14 protein-coding genes are annotated in these 16,911 nt (G+C 65.2%); 3 read left to right on the top strand and 11 right to left on the bottom strand.

Features of this window, described 5'->3' with window-relative positions; genetic code table 11:
• Positions 1–155: 155 nt before the first annotated feature.
• The 11 genes from purD to K8U54_RS07300 form a co-directional block, all read right to left on the bottom strand.
• Positions 156–1,445 (bottom strand): phosphoribosylamine--glycine ligase, encoded by a 1,290-nt coding sequence (purD, locus tag K8U54_RS07350; protein WP_249909521.1) that lies wholly within the window; start codon positions 1,443–1,445, stop codon positions 156–158.
• Positions 1,446–1,643: 198 nt separating this feature from the next.
• Positions 1,644–3,248 carry a bifunctional phosphoribosylaminoimidazolecarboxamide formyltransferase/IMP cyclohydrolase gene (gene purH / locus K8U54_RS07345; protein WP_249909520.1) on the bottom strand — a complete coding sequence of 535 codons (1,605 nt, stop codon included), beginning with the start codon at positions 3,246–3,248 and terminating at the stop codon, positions 1,644–1,646.
• A gap of 74 nt (positions 3,249–3,322) precedes the next feature.
• Positions 3,323–3,643 (bottom strand): DNA-binding transcriptional regulator Fis, encoded by a 321-nt coding sequence (gene fis, locus K8U54_RS07340; RefSeq protein ID WP_070884611.1) that lies wholly within the window; start codon positions 3,641–3,643, stop codon positions 3,323–3,325.
• Entirely contained in the window at positions 3,640–4,638 is a 999-nt protein-coding gene (dusB, locus tag K8U54_RS07335; protein WP_249909519.1) for a tRNA dihydrouridine synthase DusB, read from the bottom strand. Before dusB ends, fis begins: the two co-directional genes overlap by 4 nt.
• Before the next feature lie 201 nt (positions 4,639–4,839).
• Complete coding sequence (locus K8U54_RS07330) at positions 4,840–6,228, bottom strand: DUF3426 domain-containing protein (protein ID WP_249909518.1); 1,389 nt, start codon at positions 6,226–6,228, stop codon at positions 4,840–4,842.
• Positions 6,229–6,343: 115 nt separating this feature from the next.
• On the bottom strand, positions 6,344–7,222 hold the full coding sequence (prmA, locus tag K8U54_RS07325; RefSeq protein WP_249909517.1) for a 50S ribosomal protein L11 methyltransferase: 879 nt from the start codon (positions 7,220–7,222) through the stop codon (positions 6,344–6,346).
• 81 nt (positions 7,223–7,303) lie between these two features.
• Complete coding sequence (locus tag K8U54_RS07320; RefSeq protein ID WP_249909516.1) at positions 7,304–7,990, bottom strand: DUF4272 domain-containing protein; 687 nt, start codon at positions 7,988–7,990, stop codon at positions 7,304–7,306.
• Between the two features lie 77 nt (positions 7,991–8,067).
• Complete coding sequence (accC, locus tag K8U54_RS07315) at positions 8,068–9,423, bottom strand: acetyl-CoA carboxylase biotin carboxylase subunit (RefSeq protein WP_249909515.1); 1,356 nt, start codon at positions 9,421–9,423, stop codon at positions 8,068–8,070.
• 17 nt (positions 9,424–9,440) lie between these two features.
• Complete coding sequence (accB, locus tag K8U54_RS07310) at positions 9,441–9,896, bottom strand: acetyl-CoA carboxylase biotin carboxyl carrier protein (protein WP_074889115.1); 456 nt, start codon at positions 9,894–9,896, stop codon at positions 9,441–9,443.
• A gap of 214 nt (positions 9,897–10,110) precedes the next feature.
• The gene (gene aroQ / locus K8U54_RS07305) at positions 10,111–10,560 is read right to left on the bottom strand and encodes a type II 3-dehydroquinate dehydratase (protein WP_249909514.1); all 450 of its coding nucleotides are present in this window, start codon (positions 10,558–10,560) and stop codon (positions 10,111–10,113) included.
• Positions 10,561–10,680: 120 nt separating this feature from the next.
• Positions 10,681–12,453 carry a protein-disulfide reductase DsbD gene (locus K8U54_RS07300; RefSeq protein ID WP_434059991.1) on the bottom strand — a complete coding sequence of 591 codons (1,773 nt, stop codon included), beginning with the start codon at positions 12,451–12,453 and terminating at the stop codon, positions 10,681–10,683.
• A 639-nt stretch (positions 12,454–13,092) separates the two neighbouring features.
• Between K8U54_RS07300 and nirB the strand changes: the two genes are divergently transcribed.
• From nirB to K8U54_RS07285, 3 genes are all read left to right on the top strand, one after another.
• Positions 13,093–15,651: a nitrite reductase large subunit NirB gene (gene nirB, locus K8U54_RS07295; RefSeq protein WP_249909513.1), complete on the top strand. Its 2,559-nt coding sequence runs from the start codon at positions 13,093–13,095 to the stop codon at positions 15,649–15,651.
• Positions 15,651–16,031, top strand: coding sequence for a nitrite reductase small subunit NirD (gene nirD / locus K8U54_RS07290; protein WP_249909512.1), 381 nt, complete (start codon positions 15,651–15,653; stop codon positions 16,029–16,031). The genes nirB and nirD overlap by 1 nt, the downstream gene beginning before the upstream one ends.
• A gap of 67 nt (positions 16,032–16,098) precedes the next feature.
• Positions 16,099–16,911 carry a formate/nitrite transporter family protein gene (locus K8U54_RS07285; protein ID WP_249909511.1) on the top strand — a complete coding sequence of 271 codons (813 nt, stop codon included), beginning with the start codon at positions 16,099–16,101 and terminating at the stop codon, positions 16,909–16,911.

Below are 16,911 nucleotides of genomic sequence, written 5' to 3'. Positions count from 1 at the left end.
CAATCCCTTTTAGGTTATACGGCTGAATTATAGCCAGCCGAGGTGGCACAGACTATGAAACTGAAACCCTATCCTGACAGCCAGGCCGCCCGATCGAGCGGCTGCCTGCGGTATTGCCGATGGGCGGCATCGCGCGATGCCGCCATCGTGTTACATCAGTTGTCGCCGCGCTCGCGGGCGATCGCCCGGTAGCCGATGTCGTTGCGGTGGAACATGCCGTTCCAGCGGATCTTGGCGGCCAGGCGATAGGCCTGCTGCTGGGCGTCGGCCACGCTGGCGCCGATGGCGGTGGCGCACAGCACGCGACCGCCCGCGGTCACCACCTGGCCGTCCTGCAGGGCGGTACCGGCATGGAATACCTTGCCTTCGAGCTGCGCGGCGTCATCCAGCCCTTCGATCACGTCGCCCTTGGCGTAGTCGCCCGGGTAACCACCGGCAGCCAGCACCACGCCCACGGTCGGGCGCGGGTCCCAGGTCGCTTCGACCTTGTCCAGCGCCTTGGCCAGCGCGGCCTCGACCAGCAGCACCAGGGAGCTTTCCAGGCGCACCATGATCGGCTGGGTTTCCGGGTCGCCGAAGCGGCAGTTGAATTCGATGACTTTCGGCTTGCCGGCCTTGTCGATCATCAGGCCGGCGTACAGGAAACCGGTGTAGACGTTGCCTTCGGCCGCCATGCCGCGCACGGTCGGGTAGATCACTTCGTCCATCACCCGCTTGTGCACCTCGGCGGTCACCACCGGTGCCGGCGAGTAGGCGCCCATGCCGCCGGTGTTCGGACCACTGTCGGCATCGCCGACGCGCTTGTGGTCCTGGCTGGTGGCCATCGGCAGCACGTTCTGGCCGTCGACCATGACGATGAAGCTGGCTTCCTCGCCGTCGAGGAATTCCTCGATCACCACGCGCGAGCCGGCGTCACCGAAAGCATTGCCGGCGAGCATGTCGCGCACGGCGTCCTCGGCTTCGGCCAGGGTCATGGCGACGATCACGCCCTTGCCCGCGGCCAGGCCGTCGGCCTTGATGACGATCGGTGCGCCTTTCTCGCGCAGGTAGGCCAGGGCCGGCTCGACCTCGGTAAAGTTCTGGTAGTCGGCAGTCGGGATGTTCTGGCGGGCCAGGAAATCCTTGGTGAAGGCCTTGGAGCCTTCCAGCTGGGCGGCGGCGGCGGTGGGGCCGAAGATGTCCAGGTCGCGGGAGCGGAACAGGTCGACCACGCCCTTCACCAGCGGCGCTTCGGGGCCGACGATGGTCAGCTGCACGTTCTTTTCGGCGAAGTCGGCCAGTGCCTGGATGTCCAGCACGTCGATGGCGACGTTCTCGCACTTGGGCTCAAAGGCGGTGCCGGCGTTGCCGGGGGCGACGAAGACCTTGGCGATGCGCTTGTCCTGCGCCACTTTCCAGGCCAGGGCGTGTTCACGACCGCCGCTGCCGATGATCAATACGTTCATGTCTCTCTCCCAATGGAGTCGGGCCTTGAGCCCGCACGGTGGATAGGCAAAGCGTTATCCACCCTACAAATTCCGAGGTCGCAATCGGGCTGGTAGATGCAAGGCGCGGCTGGTTTCGATAAGCGGAGTTGCCTGTTGGCAATGAGCATTATCGGAGCCAGCTGCAACGCCGCAGATGCCTGTCCGAGTGCGGCCGATTTAGTGCCTGAAGTGGCGCATGCCGGTGAACACCATGGCAATCCCCGCTTCGTCGGCGGCGGCGATCACTTCGTTGTCGCGCATCGAGCCGCCCGGCTGGATCACTGCGGTGATGCCGGCCTTGGCGGCGTTGTCGATGCCGTCGCGGAACGGGAAGAAGGCATCCGAGGCCATGACCGCGCCCGGTACCGGCAGGCCGGCGTGCTCGGCCTTGATGGCAGCGATGCGCGCGGAGTTGACGCGGCTCATCTGGCCGGCGCCGACGCCCACGGTCTGGCGGTTCTTGGCGTACACGATGGCATTGGATTTGACGAACTTGGCCACTTTCCAGGCGAAGATCAGGTCATGTACTTCCTGCTCGCTTGGCGCGCGCCGGGTGACGATCTTCAGGTCATCGGCGGTGATCATGCCGATATCGCGGCTCTGCACCAGCAGGCCGCCGTTGACCCGCTTGTAGTCCCAGCCCGGCGCACGTTCGGTCGGCCACTCGCCGCACGCGAGCAGGCGCACGTTGGCCTTGGCGGCGACCACTTCACGGGCGGCGTCGCTGATTCTCGGGGCGATGATCACTTCGACGAACTGGCGCTCGACGATGGCCTTGGCGGTTTCGCCGTCCAGTTCGCGGTTGAAGGCGATGATGCCGCCGAATGCCGACTCGGTGTCGGTGGCGTAGGCCAGGTCGTAAGCCTTGCGGATGCCGCCCTCGTCTTCCGGCACCACGGCGACGCCGCAGGGGTTGGCGTGCTTGACGATCACGCAGGCCGGCTTGACGAAACTCTTCACGCATTCCAGCGCGGCATCGGTATCGGCCACGTTGTTGAACGACAGTTCCTTGCCCTGCAGCTGCACGGCGGTGGCCACGCAGGCTTCGTCGGCGTGCTCGACGTAGAACGCCGCTTGCTGGTGCGGGTTCTCGCCGTAGCGCATGTCCTGCGCCTTGACGAACTGGGTGGTGAAGGTGCGCGGGAACAGGCTGCGGTCTTCGGTGGACAGGGTGTCGCGGCCCTGGTCGATGGTGCCCAGGTAGTTGGCGATCATGCCGTCGTAGGCGGCGGTGTGCTCGAAGGCCTTGAGGGCCAGGTCGAAGCGCTGGGCATAGCACAGGCCGCCGAGTTTCAGGGAGTCGATGACCGCGGCGTAGTCGCCGGCGTTGACCACAATGGCCACGTCCTTGTGGTTCTTGGCTGCCGAACGCACCATGGTCGGCCCGCCGATATCGATGTTCTCGATGGCATCGGCCAGGTCGCAGCCCGGCTTGGCGACGGTGGCGGCGAAGGGGTACAGGTTGACCGCCACCAGGTCGATCGGCTTGATGCCGTGCTCGTCCATCACCGCGCCGTCAATGGCGCGACGGCCAAGGATGCCGCCATGGATCTTCGGGTGCAGGGTCTTTACCCGGCCGTCCATCATTTCCGGGAAACCGGTGTAGTCGGCCACTTCCACCGCTGCCACGCCGTTGTCCTTGAGCAGCTTGTAGGTGCCGCCGGTGGAGAGGATTTCCACGTTGAGGGCAACGAGCTCGCGGGCGAATTCGAGGATGCCGGTCTTGTCGGACACGCTGATCAGCGCACGGCGGACGGGGAGGCGGGTGGTCTGGTCGGTCATTACAGGATCCATCAGCAGGGGAATCAGTAAAAAGGGCGGCTTATCGAGGCCGCCCTTCTTCAGGATTTCGGTGATTACAGCAGATCGTACTGCTTGAGCTTCTTGCGCAGGGTGCCGCGGTTCAGGCCCAACAGTTCGGAGGCCTTGGTCTGGTTGCCCTTCACGTAGTTCATGACGGTCTCCAAGAGCGGCGCTTCCACCTCGGTGAGCACCAGGTTGTAGACGTCGGTGACGTCTGCGCCCTCAAGGTGAGCGAAGTAGTTGTGCAGGGCTTTCTCGACGCTGCCGCGCAGGGTCTGGCCTTCTTCGCTCGGTGTGTTGAGGTGCTGTTTCAAACTGGTGTTGTCGCTCACGGGTGCAATCCCACTTCCTAAAGTCTCGTTCATCAGTGTCATGCGGCAGCCTCTTTTTCGTCGTTGTAGCGTTCGCCGAAGAACTGGCGAACGCTTGCACATTGCGCCTCCTGGCTGTCCAGACGATTGAACTGGGCACGGAATTCGCGGGCGCCGGGCAGCGTCGCGAGGTACCAGCCCACATGCTTGCGAGCGATGCGTACGCCCATGACATCGCCGTAGAAGGCGTGCAGGGCGGCCAGGTGCTCGAGCAGAATGCGTTCGATCTCGGCCAGCGCAGGGGCCGGGCAATGGGCTCCGGTGCGCAGGTAATGCTCAATTTCTCTGAAAATCCATGGGCGGCCCTGGGCCGCCCGGCCGATCAGCAGGCCATCGGCACCGGTGGCGGCCAGCACCTGGGCGGCCTTTTCCGGCGAGTCGATGTCGCCATTGGCCAGTACCGGAATCGATATGGCCTGCTTGATCGCGGCGATGGTGTCGTACTCCGCCTCGCCGGTGTACAGGTCGGCGCGGGTGCGGCCGTGCACGGCCAGGGCGACGATGCCGCTCTGCTCGGCGATGCGCGCGACCTCGACGCCGTTCTTGTTCTGTCGGTCCCAGCCTGTGCGGATCTTCAGGGTGACCGGGACGTCGACGGCGGCGACCACCGCTTCGAGGATCGCCTGCACCAGCGGCTGGTCCTTGAGCAGGGCGGAACCCGCCGCCTTGTTGCACACCTTCTTGGCCGGGCAGCCCATGTTGATGTCGATGATCTGGGCGCCCAGCTGCACATTGGCGCGGGCCGCCTCGGCGAGCATCTGCGGGTCGCCACCGGCGATCTGCACGGAGCGTGGCTCCGGATCGCCGCTGTGGATCATGCGCAGGCTCGACTTGCGCGTGTTCCACAGGCGCACATCGCTGGTGACCATTTCGGACACGACCATGCCGGCGCCGAGGCGCCGGCACAGTTGCCGGAATGGCTGATCGGTGACGCCGGCCATGGGGGCCAGGATCAGTCGATTGGGCAATGTATAGGGGCCGATGCTTAGCGCCGACATAGGGCTTCCCTGCTCAAGAGACGTGCTGTTGAGACCAGTAGGAGAGTGCGAAAAGGGGGGAGATCATACCCGCTCTGAATGACCGGATAAAGGTGGTTTTGAACAAAATCTGAACAGCTGGGCTGCGCTGCCCGGTCGTATCGGCGACCGGGTGCATTGCAGACGGCCTAGGGGATGGTGCCGTTTATCAGCTGCCCGGCTCTACTCCGGCGAGTGGAAGTTGAGGCTGTAGTTCACCGCCCGGGCACCGGGGTCGAGGATGTCCAGGGCGATGTGGATGGGCGTCTGCGGTGGCATTTCCGCCTGGCCGGCCAGCTCGCCCGCCAGGTACTCGCTAGGCTTGAAGCGGCGGCTGGCGATCAACTGCCCGTTGATATCGGCGAAACGCATCTCCAGCAGTGGAAATGGCTGCGAGAACGACGCACGATTGTAGAGGATCGCATCTACGACCAGGGCGCCGCTGAATTCCGGGTGGCTGCGCACCACCAGGTTGCTGCTCTTGATCTGGTCGATGTCGACCTTGGACGGCAGGGTGCAGCCGAGGGTCGGGCAGACCTGCTCGAACCAGGGGCGGTACTGATCCTGGCGGGCCAGTTCGGCGTAGTGATAGATCACGTATTGCCCGGCCAGCGCGGTGGCCGCCAGCAGGTTGAGCAGGCCCCAGCCGATCCAGCGGCCCCAGGGTTTGCGCGGTGGCCGCCAGTCGAGCTGCAGCGGTTCCTCTTCGAGCTCGAACAGGGCTTCGCCGCGCAGATTCGGCTCGGCGCGTGGGCGGGTTTTCTGGGTTTTCGACGGCGCGAGTGGCGGTGTTTCCGGCTCATCGTCTTCGTGCGCGTCAATAACCGGATCGGGTTCGGGCTCGTCATCGCGCTGCGCGTTGAGGCTGAAAAGCGGCTCGTCCTCGTCACGGCTGGCGACGACGGGCTTGGTGGGCGCGAGTACATCACGCAGGCCGGGCGTCTTGGGTAGCGGCGGCACCTGCTCCGGCGGCTGGGTGCTGGTCGGCGGTTTGCCGAAATCGATACTGGATGTCTGGCGCTCGGCGAGCGGCTCGAGCTCCAGCTTGCTGACCGGCGGGTCGTCACGCAGCAGGGCTTCGGCCCAGCGTTCGTCTTCGCCAGGTTCGTCATCGTCCTGGTCGTCGAAGCGCGGCGTTTGCCGGGTCGGCAGGTCGAGTTCGAGGAACTGGCGCGACAGCTGCTGTTCCTGGGCTTCGAGCTTGGCCAGTTCTTCGTCGAGGTCCAGATCATCGAGATCCAGGTCGTCGTGAATCCACAGCGTGCCGTCATCAGGCTTGCCGGCCGGCTTGGCGGGCAGCGGAGGAGCCGCTGCAATGCTCGGTGCAGGTGCAGGTGCAGGTGCAGGTGCAGGTGCAGGTGCAGGTGCAGGTGCAGGTGGCTTTGGCGCTGCCGGTGCGGCGGCACGCATGTCCGGAATGTGATGACCCTGTTCGCGCAACTGACGCGCGGCATTAAACACCTGCAGGCAGGCGCCGCAGCGTACCGAGCCCTGGGCGACGGCGAGCTGGGCCAGGTTCACGCGGAAACTGGTGCTGCAGTTCGGGCATTGGGTCACGAAGCTTTCGGTCATGCGTCATCCGACGGCCGCGGGGCGGCAAAAACGGGGCGATAGTCTAACCCAACAGATTGCAAAAGCAGCATTAAGTGCCGCGCCGCGCCAATGCGGGCACGGCACGGGCGCGTGCCTAACGGCGAACGCCGCTGATGCGCACCCAGCCGTCCTGCACGGCGGTCGGGTCGAGCTCGAAGTCGGCGGCGTAGGCGGCGCGCACCTCCTCGGCCTGTTCGGCGAGGATGCCCGACAGCGCCAGGCGGCCGCCGCCCTTGACCAGGCTGGTGATCTGCGGCGCCAGGCTGACCAGCGGGCCGGCAAGGATATTGGCGACCACCACGTCCGCCGGCTCCTGGGGCAGGTCGGCCGGCAGGTAGACGGGAAAGCGCTCGTCGGCGATGCCGTTGCGCCCGGCGTTGTCGCGCGACGCTTCCAGGGCCTGTGGGTCGATGTCGGTGCCCACCGCGCGCGGCGCACCGAGCAGCAGCGCGGCGATGGCCAGGATGCCCGAGCCGCAACCGAAATCCAGCACGCTGCAGCCTTCCAGCGGCTGGGCGTCGAGCCACTGCAGGCACAGCGAGGTGGTCGGGTGGGTTCCGGTGCCGAACGCCAGGCCCGGATCGAGCAGCAGGTTGACGGCATCCGGCTGCGGCGCTTCGTGCCAGCTCGGCACGATCCACAGGCGCTGGCCGAAACGCATCGGCGCGAAGCCGTCCATCCAGCTGCGCTCCCAGTCCTGATCTTCGATGCGCTCGATCTGGTGCTCGGGCAGCGCGCCGTCGGTCAGCAGTTGCAGGTGGGCAACCAGCGCATCGGCGTCGGTATCGGCCTCGAACAGGGCGAGCAGATGGGTGTGGCTCCACAGTGGCGTGGTACCCAGATCGGGCTCGAAGATCGGCTGGTCTTCGGCGTCCATGAAGGTCACGGATACCGCACCGACGTCCAGCAGGGCGTCTTCATAGGTGGGCGCCTGCTCGGGGGTGATGGCGAGGCGCAGTTGTAGCCAGGGCATGGAGAGCTCCGGTTGGGGCGGCCGCTAGCATGGCGCAGGCGGCGGCAGGATGATGACCAGGCGGCGAAGCGCCGGGCGGGTTCAGGTGCTGACGTCCGGGTTGTCCCAGTCGTCCTGGCCGTCGTTGTCGATAAGCCAGTTTAAGGCGGCGTGGCGTTCCATGACTACGCTGGGGTTCAGGCCGGCCGGCATGGGCGCCTGCTTCAGGCGGGCATCCACGCAGGCCCAGTGGTAGCGGTAGATCAGATCGGCTTCGTCGAGAATGCTGGCGATGTCGCGCCGTTTCGTCTGTGCCATGAAGGTAGCGAAGTCCGGGTGCTGGGCCACGGCCTGGATGGCGAAGTCGCAATCGATGGCGTGGTCCGGGAAGTCCAGTTCCTCCACCACGCCCAGCGCCCACAGCAGTACCCAGTAGGCCTCGTACTTCCACACCATGTTGACCACATCCTGATCGCCGCCCTCGTTGCCGAGGATGCGTGCTTCCTGGTGCGTCAGCTCGGCGATGCCGTACTGCTCCAGCAGCTCCTGGCACCACCGGGCGGTATCTGGCGTGTACTGACCGGCCTGGCGGTCGCAGGCGGCCTGGATGGCGATCAGGCAGGCGATGGCGCGACGGGCAATTTCCTCGGCGCTGCGCACGCGCACCTCGCTGGCATCCTCGATCATCGGCAGGTGCTCGATATAGGGAATGCCGGCTGCCTCGAGGCGGGCGATGGAGGCTTGCTTGCGCGCCTCGGGCGTCAGGCTGGTTTGGCAAGATCGGCTCATGTCGCCATCCTTTTAGACGTTGAAATGCAAAAGGGGAGCGGCCTTGGCCGCTCCCCTTCTTGTGGTGCCGGACGCGCTTAGTGCTTGTCCATGCCCAGTTTCTTTTCCAGGTAGTGGATGTTGATCCCACCCTGGCAGAAACCCTTGTCGCGAACCAGGTCGCGGTGCAGCGGCACGTTGGTCTTGATGCCGTCGACAACGATCTCGTCCAGGGCGTTGCGCATACGGGCCAGAGCCTCGTCGCGGGTCACCCCGTAGGTGATCAGCTTGCCGATCAGCGAGTCGTAGTTCGGCGGTACCGAGTAGCCGCTGTACAGGTGCGAGTCGACGCGCACACCGAAGCCGCCCGGGGCGTGGAAATGCTTCACCTTGCCGGGGCAGGGCATGAAGTTGTCCGGGTCTTCGGCGTTGATGCGGCACTCCAGGGCGTGGCCCAGAAGCTTGATGTCTTCCTGCTTGTACGACAGCTTGTTGCCCGCGGCGATGCTGAGCATCTCCTTGACGATGTCGATGCCGGTGACCATCTCGGTAACCGGGTGCTCGACCTGGACGCGGGTGTTCATCTCGATGAAGTAGAAACGGCCGTCTTCATAGAGGAACTCGAAGGTGCCGGCGCCGCGGTAGCCGATCTCGATGCAGGCATCGACGCAACGCTTGAGCACTTCGGCGCGGGCCTGCTCGTCGATCAGCGGCGCCGGGGCTTCTTCCAGCACCTTCTGGTGACGGCGCTGCAGCGAGCAGTCGCGGTCGTACAGGTGGATGGCGTTGCCCTGGCCGTCGGACAGCACCTGGACTTCCACGTGACGCGGGTTGCCGAGGAACTTCTCAAGGTAGACCATCGGGTTGCCGAACGCGGCACCGGCTTCGGTGCGGGTCAGCTTGGCCGACTTGATCAGGTCTTCTTCCTTCCACACCACGCGCATGCCGCGACCACCGCCGCCGCCGGCGGCCTTGATGATCACCGGGTAGCCGACTTCACGGGCGATGCGCAGGGCTTGGGCTTCGTCTTCCGGCAGCGGGCCGTCGGAGCCCGGCACCACCGGTACGCCGGCCTTGATCATGGCGTCCTTGGCCGACACCTTGTCGCCCATCAGGCGGATGGTGTCGGCTTTCGGGCCGATGAAGGCGAACCCGGAGTTTTCCACCTGCTCGGCGAAGTCGGCGTTTTCCGCGAGGAAGCCGTAGCCGGGGTGGATGGCGGTGGCACCGGTGACTTCCGCGGCGCTGATGATGGCCGGGATGTTCAGGTACGACAGGTTGCCCGGCGCCGGGCCAATGCACACGGACTCGTCGGCCAGGGCCAGGTGCATCAGCTCGCGGTCGGCAGTGGAGTGCACGGCCACGGTCTTGATGCCCAGCTCCTTGCAGGCACGCAGGATGCGCAGGGCGATCTCGCCGCGGTTGGCGATCAGAACTTTTTCCAGCTTCTGCATTACGGGTTCCCCGTGCATCAGACGATGGTGAACAGCGGTTGATCGTATTCCACCGGCTGGCCGTTCTCGCCCAGGATGGATTCGATCGTGCCGCTGGTTTCGGCCTCGATGTGGTTCATCATCTTCATCGCTTCGACGATGCAGAGGATGTCGCCCTTCTTCACGGTCGAACCGACTTCAACGAAGTTGGCCGAGGTCGGCGAAGCGGCGCGGTAGAAGGTACCGACCATTGGCGAGCGCACCACGGTGCCGTTCAGTTTGGCAGCGGCCGGGGCAGCGTCAGCGGCAGCCGCAACCGGAGCGGCTGCTGCTGCGACCGGAGCAGGCGCTGGGGCGTAGGTCGGTTGGGCGTAAGCCGGTTGCTTGCCATGACGGCTGATGCGTACGGACTCTTCGCCCTCTTTGATTTCCAGCTCGTCGATGCCGGACTCTTCCAGCAGCTCGATCAGTTTTTTGACTTTGCGAATATCCATAGGTGTTCAACTCCCAGTCTGGTCAGGGTCGTTCAAGTTTGCGAATGACCGCCGCTTGAACAGATCGTGTGAAAGCTACTGCGCTCGGTCATGCTGCGTTAAAAATCGGCTCAAAATGCTCATTTACAACTCGTAAACTGCGCTTTTTCGCCGTTTTTTGCCTTGCCTGACCTTCGCTCGCGACGCTTTCACATGATCTGTCTAGGCGCCGGTTTCAGGTGTTTTTGCTCGCCAGTTGCTCCAGCGACGCTTCGAGCGCCAGGCGGTAGCCGGTGGCGCCGAGCCCGCAGATCACCCCTACCGCCACGTCGGAGAAGTAGGAGTGGTGCCGGAAAGGCTCACGCTTGTGCACGTTGGACAGGTGCACTTCGATGAATGGGATGCTCACTGCCAGCAATGCGTCACGTAATGCGACGCTGGTGTGGGTGAAGGCCGCCGGGTTGATGATGATGAAGTCGACGCCTTCGCCGCGGGCGGCGTGGATGCGCTCGATCAGCTCGTACTCGGCGTTGCTCTGCAGGTGCAGCAGATGGTGGCCGGCTTCGCGGGCGCGCCGTTCCAGGTCGAGGTTGATCTGCTCCAGGGTGGTGGCGCCATAGGTGCCGGGCTCTCGGGTGCCGAGCAGGTTCAAATTGGGGCCGTGCAAAACCAGCAGGGTCGACATGATCCGGGCTTCCTTCTTTTTAGCTGCGCGGACTCTGCCAGAAGTGCCGTAGGGCTGTCCAGTTTTTGGGAGTAGTCAGCACGATCCGTGCAGGGTTGGCCGAATATGTGACCGAATTGCCTAGAATCGTTCTCGCGCGCTGCTCAGGCGCTCGGCAAAGCCTGCGGCATCGATTTCGCCGACGACTCGCAACTCGTGCATTTCCTGCCCGTTGGCGGCGAACAACTGGATCGCCGGCGGGCCGAACAGCCCATAGCGATCCAGCAGCGCGCGTTGGGCGGCGGTGCTGTCGGTCATGTCGAAACGCAGCAGCTGATAGTCGGCCAGTTGCGGACCGATCTGCGGGGAATGGAACACGTCGCGCTCGATCTTCTTGCAGCTGATGCACCAGTCGGCGTACCAGTCGAGCAGCAGCGGCTGGCCGCTGCCCTTGGCCTGGGCCAGCGCGGCGTCCAGCTCGGTGGGGGTGCTGACCGTCTGCCAACTACCGGCGGCGCTCGCTTGAGTGCTGGCGATGCCGCCGGCCAGCGGTTGCAGGGGATCGTCGTTGCCCTTGAGAGCGCCGGTCCAGACCGCCAGGGCATAGACCAGCAGCGCCAGCCCGAACAGCTGGGCGAGCTTGCCCCGTGCATCTTTAGCGGTGAATTCCAGGGCGCCGAGGAACAGCGCGACGCCGGCGGCCAGCAGCCCCCATAGCGCCAGGGCGACCTGTCCCGGCAGTACACGCTCGAGCAGCCATACCGAGACGCCCAGCAGCATCACGCCAAAGGCGTTGCGCACGGCGACCATCCAGGTGCCGGACTTGGGCAGCAGGGCGCCACCGCCTGCGGCGAAGATCACCAGCGGCGTGCCCATGCCCAGGCCCAGGGCGAACAGCTGCAGGGCGCCGCCCGCTGCATCGCCGGTGCTGCTGATATACAGCAGCAGCGCGGTGAAGGGCGCAGTGATGCACGGCGAGACGATCAGGCTGGACAACACGCCCAGGGTCGCCGCGCCGGCGATGGTGCCGCCCCTGGTCTGCGCCGCCTTGCGGTCCAGGCGCTCACGGATAAAGGCCGGCAGGCGCAGTTCGAAGACGCCAAACATGGCCACCGCGAACAGCGCGAAGAACAGCGCGAAGGGCACCAGAATCCACGGTGATTGCAGCATGGCCTGCAGGTTGAGCTTGGCGCCGAACAGACCCATCAGCGCACCGAGCGCGGCGTAGCAGGCGGCCATGGGCAGCACGTAGGCCAGCGACAGCACCAGGCCGCGGCCCTTGCTCGGCCGCCCGCGCAGCACCACGCCGGAGAGGATCGGCAGCATGGGCAGCACGCAAGGCGTGAAGGTCAGGGTCAGGCCGGCGGCGAACATCAGCGCCAGGTCGGTCCAGCGCCAGGTGGCTTTGCCGCTGGCGGGCGTAGCTGCATCGCCGGCCTGGCCGGCAATGCCGCCATTGATGGCCAGCGTCTCGGTTTCCGGCGGATAGCACAGGCCCTTGTCGGCGCAGCCCTGGTAGGTGACGGCGAGGTTGAGCGGCTTGTTGTCCGGGTTGTTCAACGGGATGTCGACATCCAGTACTTCGTAGAACACCTGCACGTCGCCGAAGTACTGATCGTTCTTGTGCAGGCCTTGCGGCACCTCGACGGGGGCGCCGGCCAGCGCGGCCGGTTCGACCTTGAACTTGAACTGGTGGCGATACAGGTAATAGCCCTCGGCCGCCACGAAGCGCACCTTCGCCGACGTCGGCGAGCTCTCGACCAGGCTGAGCGTGAAGGCCTCGCGTATCGGCAGGAAGTCAGCGCTGTTGTTCAGCGCCTGGCCCAGGGGCGCGGCATTCGGACGGCTGTCGAACATCCCGGCGCCGGCAGGCAGGACGACGAGCAACAGCAAGAGGCAGATAAAACGTGGCATGGGCATCTCGTGGGGCATTGATCGCACCATGATAACGGAGCCGGCGATCCCTGCCATGGGGCGTGCTGTAAGTGGCGGTTGCGCCTGGCGTATGGCGTCTGCCCCGGCACTGTGCTGCTGCGACACAAGGCCGCGTGGGAGCTAGCCAAGCGTAGGATGGTGTCGCATATCCATGTGGGAGGGCGCCATGCCCGCGACATTCGGGCGCATGGCGCCCTCCCACGTGTGATGTGGGTGAAACCCGTTGGCCAGCGATGGCTTTCGCTGTTATCTGCGCCCCTCCCGGGCTTGCCTCGGACACCTTTTTGCTTGCCCCGATATGGTGAGTTTCAGGGCTTGCTGCTTCATCTTGGTTCGTATCCTTCGCCGGCCACTCCCGCATGCGGTCGCCCGCCAGGCCCGTATTCACTGGCCTTTCCGCTATTTTCAACGCCCTGGCATGCAACCTGCTATCGAGCTTGTGCACCCATCAACGATGGGGCCGGTGGGCAGCCATGCTCACCCCACATAACCGAATCCAAGGCAAAGACGCCTGAAGCTGACAACAGCTCCAGGCGTCTTTTTTTTGGCCTGCCGTTTCTGCTGGCCAGCCTTGGGGCGTTGCAAAACCGTGATAGCGCAGCAGACAGAGGGCAGGCTATGAACTCCATCGTCACATCGATCAAGCGCGAGACCCTGATCGTCATCGGCAACGGCATGGTCGGCCACCACTGTATCGAGCAATTGATCGCCAGTGGCGCGCTGCACCGCTATCAGGTGCACGTATATGGCGAAGAGCGTCAGCGCGCCTATGACCGCGTGCACCTGTCCGAGTACTTCTCCGGCAAGGATGCCGAAGCCCTGGCCCTCGGCGAGGCCGATCTGTACGCCAGCAATGGCGTGCACCTGCACCTGGGTGAGCCGGTGCTGGAGATCGACCGTGAGGCGCGCGAAGTGGTCACCAGCCAGGGGCGTCGTGGCTACGACCGTCTGGTGCTGGCCACCGGGTCCTATCCGTTCGTGCCGCCGATCCCCGGTGCCGAAGGCAATTCGCGCCTGGTCTACCGCACCCTGGACGATCTCGATGGCATCCGCAGCGCCGCCGCAGGCGCCCGCCGGGGCGTGGTGGTCGGCGGCGGCTTGCTCGGCCTGGAAGCGGCCAATGCATTGAAGTCCCTCGGCCTGGAAGCCCATGTGGTGGAGTTCGCGCCGCGGCTGATGCCGGTGCAGCTGGACACCGATGGCGGCGACGCGCTGCGGGCGCGCATCGAGGCGCTGAGCGTAGGCGTGCATCTGTCACGCGCCACCCAGGAAATCGTCATCGGTGAGGAATACGCCTACCGTATGAATTTCAATGACGGTGAGTATCTGGAGACCGACCTGATCCTGTTCTCCGCCGGCATTCGCCCCCAGGACGCCCTGGGCCGCGCCGCCGGCCTCGATATCGCCCCGCGTGGCGGCGTAGTGGTCGACAACGATTGCCGCACCAGTGACCCTTTGATTTATGCCATCGGCGAATGCGCGTCCTGGAACGGCACGGTATTCGGCCTGGTGGCGCCCGGCTACAGCATGGCTCGCGCCGTGGCCGCGCAACTGGCCGGTGAGCCCCATGAACCCTTCACCGGTGCCGACATGTCGACCAAGCTCAAGCTGCTCGGCGTGGATGTCGGCTCCATCGGCGATGCCCACGGGGCCACGCCGGGCGCCAAGAGCTACCGCTACATCGACGAAGCGGGTGCCAGTTACCGCCGCCTGGTGGTCTCGGCGGATGGCCAGCGGGTCATCGGCGCCGTGCTGGTCGGCGACAACAGCTACTACGACACCCTGCTGCAGTACGCCCAGAACGGCATCAAGCTGCCGGCCGATCCGTCGAGCCTGATCCTGCCGCTCTCCGACGGTGCGCCGACCCTGGGCGCCGATGCGTTGCCGGATACCGCTACCATCTGCTCCTGCCACAACGTCAGCAAGGGCGCGGTGTGCTGCCAGGTCGACGCCGGCATCACCGACCTCGGCGAGCTCAAGGCCATCACCAAGGCCGGCAGCGGCTGCGGCGGCTGCAGCGCGCTGCTCAAGCAGGTCTTCGAGCACGAGCTGAGCGCCCGTGGCGTGGCGGTCGACAAGAGCCTCTGCGAGCACTTCGCCCATACCCGCCAGGAGCTGTACGCCATCGTCCGCGTGGAAGGCGTGCTCAGTTTCGAGGAACTGCTGGCCAAGCATGGCCGCGGCCACACCGGCTGCGACATCTGCAAACCGGCGGTGGGCTCGATCCTCGCCTCGTGCTGGAACCAGCCGATCACCGATCCGGCGCTGATTCCGCTACAGGACACCAACGACACCTTCATGGCCAACATGCAGAAGAACGGCACCTACTCGGTGGTGCCGCGCATCCCCGGCGGCGAGATCACCCCGGACGGCCTGCTGGCCATCGGCGCCGTGGCGAAGAAGTACGACCTCTACACCAAGATCACCGGCGGCCAGCGCATCGACCTGTTCGGCGCGCAGTTGCACGAGCTGCCGGACATCTGGGGCGAATTGATCGCCGCCGGATTCGAGACCGGCCACGCCTACGGCAAGTCGCTGCGCACCGTGAAGTCCTGCGTGGGCAGCACCTGGTGCCGCTATGGCGTACAGGACAGCGTCGGCATGGCGCTGCGCCTGGAGGATCGCTACAAGGGCCTGCGCGCGCCCCACAAGATCAAGTTCGCGGTCAGCGGCTGCACCCGCGAGTGCGCCGAGGCGCAGAGCAAGGACATCGGCGTGATCGCCACCGACAAGGGCTGGAACCTCTACGTGTGCGGCAACGGCGGCATGCGCCCGCGGCATGCCGAGCTGTTTGCCACCGATCTGGACGACGAGGCGCTGATCCGCACCATCGATCGCGTGCTGATGTTCTACATCCGTACCGCCGACAAGCTGCAGCGCACCTCGGTGTGGCGCGAGTCGCTGGAGGGCGGTCTGGATTACCTCAAGGCGGTGATCCTCGACGACAGCCTGGGCCTGGCCGCCGAGCTGGAAGCGCAGATGCAACTGGTGGTCGACCGCTACGAATGCGAGTGGGCGGGCGCCCTCAAGGATCCGGAGAAGCTCAAGCGCTTCCGCACCTTCGTCAACGACAAGCGCGCCGACCCGGACATCCATTTCGTCAAGGAGCGCGGTCAGCGCCGCCCCATCACCGCCAGCGAACTCCACCTGATTCCCGTTACCGAGGAGGTGCTCTGATGAGCCAGTTCAATGCCGTGCGTGCCCAATCGCTTCCTGCCACCGAATGGCAGCCGCTGTGCCGCAGCCAGGACCTGGTCGCCAACTCCGGGGTGGTGGCCTGGCTCGACGGCGCGCAGATCGCCCTGTTCCACCTGCCGGACAGCGAAGCCGGCGAGCAGCTGTTCGCCGTGGAGAACCGCGACCCGAAATCCGGTGCCAACGTCATCGGCCGCGGCCTGATCGGCCAGATCAAGGGCGACCTGGTTATCGCCTCGCCGCTCTACAAGCAGCACTTTCGCCTGCGTGACGGCACCTGCCTGGAGTACCCGGAGCAGCGCCTGCGCGTGTGGCCGGTGCGCCTCAATGGCGACACCGTGGAGATCGGCCTGGCGGCCTGAGCGTATTTGGCGGCTGATCAGCAGTCGCCGTTTTCAACCTGTCTGGTTCATTTGAGAGAGCGTCAGCATGTCCTACCTGGTTCCTGCCGAATTCGTCACCAAGATGGTGGATGCCGGTGAGTCGAAGATCTTCATGTCGACCCGCGATACCCTGATCCGCGCCTTCATGGCGGGCGCCATCCTGTCCCTGGCGGCGGTCTTCGCCATTGCCGTGAGCGTCGGCACCGGCTCGCCGCTGCTCGGCGCGGTGCTGTTTCCGGTCGGTTTCGTGATGCTCTACCTGATGGGCTTCGACCTGCTTACCGGGGTGTTCATGCTCACCCCGCTGGCGCTGCTCGACCGACGTCCCGGCGTCACCGTGGGCGGCATTCTGCGCAACTGGGGCCTGGTGTTTCTCGGCAACTTCGCCGGCGCCCTGACCGTGGCCTTCATGATGGCCTTCGTGTTCACCTACGGCTTTTCCAAGGACCCCGGCCTGATCGGCGAGAAGATCTCGCACATCGGCGAAGACCGCACCCTGGGCTATGCCGAATACGGCGCGGCGGGCTGGGCGACCATCTTCCTGCGCGGCGTGCTGTGCAACTGGATGGTGTCGATGGGCGTGGTCGGCGCGATGATCTCCACCACCGTCAGCGGCAAGACCATCGCCATGTGGATGCCCATCATGCTGTTCTTCTTCATGGGCTTCGAGCACTCGGTGGTGAACATGTTCCTGTTCCCCTCGGGCATCATCCTGGGCGGTGATTTCTCGGTGATGGACTACATGATCTGGAACGAGATCCCCACCGCGCTGGGCAACCTGGTCGGCGGCCTGGCCTTTACCGGCCTGACGCTGTACACCACCCACGTGAAGACCGGCGCCAGGCGCACCTACAACTGA

Origin of the sequence: Pseudomonas fulva, assembly GCF_023517795.1 — a bacterium.
Taxonomy (GTDB): domain Bacteria; phylum Pseudomonadota; class Gammaproteobacteria; order Pseudomonadales; family Pseudomonadaceae; genus Aquipseudomonas; species Aquipseudomonas fulva_D.
Note: the sequence above shows the minus strand (reverse complement) of the source record. Positions and strands in the feature narration are given on the sequence as shown.